The following is a 3,543-nucleotide window of genomic DNA, read 5'->3' as shown; positions in this document are numbered from 1 at the left end:
CCATCCAGCAGATCCGAGAGCGCGGCATAGAGATAGAGGGCCAGAAGGTAGCCGCGCGCCGCCGCGCTGCCCTCTTGGACCGTCAGAACAAACATCCAGAGAAACAAGGGGATGGCCGCAAAGCGCCCGAGGGTGAGGCACCGCGCCGGGGCCGCCCGCCAGATGGAATTCGTGTTTTTCATCTTCGCGGCCGCTCTTCGAAAAGACAAAAGACAAACAAATCCGAAGTAAAAATTTCGAACTCAGATTGACACCCGCCCGCGCGAAAGGCTAGCGTCTTTATCAACAATCAGGCTTGGACGAGCTCTGAAAACGCGTACAGCGCATCAAACGGATACTCCGCATCTCCGCCATTTTATCCGGTGCATCATCCACCGGAGCGGGCGGGGGGAGTGCCCATCCATCCGCCCTTCTGCCGGACGCAGAAAACAGAGGGAAACCCGGACGCAATGACCAAACTGGCCATGGCGATTGATCTTCAGTCCTGCATCGGCTGCCATGCCTGCACCATCGCCTGCAAGTCAGAACACCACATCCCCATCGGGGTGTGGCGGTGCTGGGTGAAGGAAGTTGAAAAAGGTTATTTCCCCCACACCCGCCGCGAGTTCCTCCCCGTTCTGTGCAACCAGTGCGACGACGCCCCCTGCCAGAACATCTGCCCGACCCGGGCCCTCTTCCGCCGGGCGGACGGCATCGTGGATCTCGATCCGGACTGGTGCATCGGCTGCAAGTCCTGCATCGCGGCCTGCCCCTACGACCAGCTCTTCATCGATCCGGACACCGCGACGGCGGAAAAATGCAACTTCTGCGCGAACCGCCTCGAAGCGGGGCTCGAGCCCGCCTGCGTGGTCGTCTGCCCGACCCAGTGCCGCATCTTCGGCGATATCGACGATGCGGAGTCGAACCTCTCGCGCCGCATCGCCCGCGATCCGGTCTCGGTCCGCAAGGAAGAATACGGTACCGGCCCCAACATCTACTATCTCGAAGGCAGCCGGCAGACCCTCGACCCGACCGTGCCCGCCCAATCGGGGCTCTACCCGCAGGGCGAGATGGACGCCCAGGCGAAAGGGGCCATCCCCGCGTGGGAGAACCGGCGCGGGGAGAGCCGCACCACCTACAACACCTTTCACACGATCCCCTGGGGGGCGAACATCATCGGCTACCTGATGAGCAAGGGGATGAGCACGGGCCTGTTCGTCCTCAGCCTGCTGATGTGGCGCATGGGCTTCACGAGCGCGCTCTTCACTATCTGGATGCCGGTGCTGAGCGGTTTTCTCCTCGCGGCGACGGGCGTCCTGCTGATTCTCGATCTGAAGCGCCCCGAGCGCTTCTACTACATCCTCATCCGGCCCAACATGAAAAGCTGGATGACGTGGGGCACCTACTTCATCCTGGTGAACAGCATCCTCATCGCGCTCTGGGTGCTGGCCGCGCTCCTCGGCGCGGCGGGCTGGATGCGCGCGCTCCTCTGGCCGGGCGTCCTCTCCGGGGTGCTGGCCTCGATCTACACCGGCTTTTTCTTCGCCCAGGCCTCGGCCCGCGATCTGTGGAAGGGAAGCGAAAACACGCTGGACATCGCCGCCCAATCCGCCGTGAAGGGCGCGGCGGCGATCCTCTTCTTCGCCGCCCTCTTCCCCATCGCCGAAAAGAGCGCGGCCGTCGGTCTTCTCAGTGGCGTGCTCGGCGGTGCGCTGGCTCTCCATTTCCTGATCCTCATCTTCGCCACACTGATCCACCGCTCCGGCTCGCCCGCCCACGAGCGGGCGGTCGCGATCGTGCGGAGCGGCGGGGATTTCTGGTGGGGCGCGCTGGGGCTGGGGTGCGCCCTTCCCCTCCTGCTTCTCCTCTGGCTCGGGGCGGGCGGGGGCTGGCTCGCGGGGATCCCCGGCGTCATCGGGGCCTATTACTGGGATCGCATCTGGGTGGAGGCCGGGCAGGCCGTTCCCCTTTCCTAGGAGCAAAAGAGCGATGGTATCGAAACATCTGCAGGCGGGCCGCGGCGCCCGGGACATCGCCCAGCTGGGGCGGCCCGACCTTCTCGTCAAGGCGCCGCCCGCGGCGCCGGCCGGGCTGCAGAACCACACCCACCAGAGCGAAGCGCTCTCGGCCTACCCTCCACCCGAAAAGTGGGACGACTGGCAGGAGTACGAAAGCCAGCGGTGGCCCGAGAAGGTGCGGCGCAACTACATGCTCGTCCCCACCCTCTGCTTCAACTGCGAGGCGGGCTGCGGCCTTCTGGCCTACGTGGACAAGGATGACATGAAGATCCGCAAGATCGAGGGCAACCCCCTCCATCCCGCATCCAGAGGGCGCAACTGCGCGAAGGGCTGGGTGACGCTGAACCAGATCTACGATCCCGACCGGATCCTTTACCCCCTCAAGCGCGCGGGCGAGCGCGGCGAGGGGAAATGGGAGCGCGTGAGCTGGGATGCGGCCCTCGACGACATCGCCGGGCGCATCCGCAAGGCCATCGAGGAGGAGCGCCGGGACGAGATCATCTACCACGTCGGCCGCCCGGGCGAGGACGGCTTCATGTTCCGCACCCTGGCCGCCTGGGGGGTGGACGGCCACAACAGCCACACGAACGTGTGCAGCTCCTCGGCCCGGATCGGGCAGTTCCTCTGGAACGGCGGGGACCGGCCCTCGCCCGACTTCACGAACGCCGACGCCATCCTCCTCATCAGCAGCCACCTCGACACCGGCCACTACTACAACCCCTCGGCCCAGCGGATCATCGAGGCGCTGGCGAACGGCGCCAAGCTCATCGTCATCGACCCCCGGCTTTCAAACACGGCGGCGAAAGCCGATCACTGGCTGCCCGCCTACAGCGGCACCGAGGGGGCGATTCTTCTCGCCATCGCGCGCTACCTGCTCGACACCGGACAGTTCGACGCGGGGTTCGTCGAGGAGTGGTTCAACTGGCACGAATACATGAAGGCCGCCCACCCGCAGGATGAGGCCACCTTCGAGAACTTCATCGCGCGGCTGAAAGAAGAGTACGCCGGATTCACCTTCGCCTATGCCGAGGAGGAAACCGGCGTTCCGGCCGCGCAGATCGCCGAGGTGGCGCAGGTCGTGGCCCGGGCCGGGAGCCGGCTCTGCGTCCACGTCTGGCGCGCCGCGGCCACGGGCAACCTCCACGGCTGGCAGATCGCCCGCTGCCTGCACTTTCTCCCCGCCCTCACGGGCGCGGTCGGCACCGTGGGCGGGACCCATCTGGCCAGCTGGCAAAAGTTCACCCCGGCCCATCCGAACCCCGCCCCCGGCCCCGGCCACTGGAACGAGCTGCTCTACCCGCGGGAGTACCCCCTCGCCTTCTTCGAGATGAGCTTCCTCATGCCCCATCTGATGAAGGACAAGGGCCACAAGGTGGACACCTACTTCACCCGCGTCTACAACCCGGTCTGGACGAACCCGGACGGCTTCATGTGGATCGAGATGCTCAAGGATCACGCGCAGATGGGCTGCCACGTGGCGCTGACGCCCACCTGGAACGAAACCGCCTGGTTTGCGGACTACATCCTCCCGATGGGCATCGCCACC

The 3,543-nt window shown here is 65.7% G+C and carries 3 protein-coding genes; 2 read left to right on the top strand and 1 reads right to left on the bottom strand.

Translation table 11 applies throughout. The annotated features are described in order from the left end of the window. On the bottom strand, positions 1-182 hold a 182-nt coding region (locus O2807_13585), incomplete at its 3' end, for a hypothetical protein (protein MDA1001534.1). Positions 183-449: 267 nt separating this feature from the next. On the opposite strand from O2807_13585, the gene nrfD reads away from it, so the two are divergent. Continuing rightward, entirely contained in the window at positions 450-1,955 is a 1,506-nt protein-coding gene (nrfD, locus tag O2807_13580) for a polysulfide reductase NrfD (GenBank protein MDA1001533.1), read from the top strand. A 13-nt stretch (positions 1,956-1,968) separates the two neighbouring features. After that, a partial coding sequence (locus O2807_13575; protein MDA1001532.1) for a molybdopterin-dependent oxidoreductase occupies positions 1,969-3,543 on the top strand: 1,575 nt, incomplete at its 3' end.

Source organism: bacterium (assembly GCA_027622355.1).
Classification (GTDB): domain Bacteria; phylum UBA8248; class UBA8248; order UBA8248; family UBA8248; genus JAQBZT01.
Note: the sequence above shows the minus strand (reverse complement) of the source record. Positions and strands in the feature narration are given on the sequence as shown.

Bases quoted from the DNA above. Each gene is read 5' to 3' on its own strand.
- nrfD (MDA1001533.1), top strand. From the start codon at position 450: ATGACCAAACTGGCCATGGCGATTGATCTTCAGTCCTGCATCGGCTGC.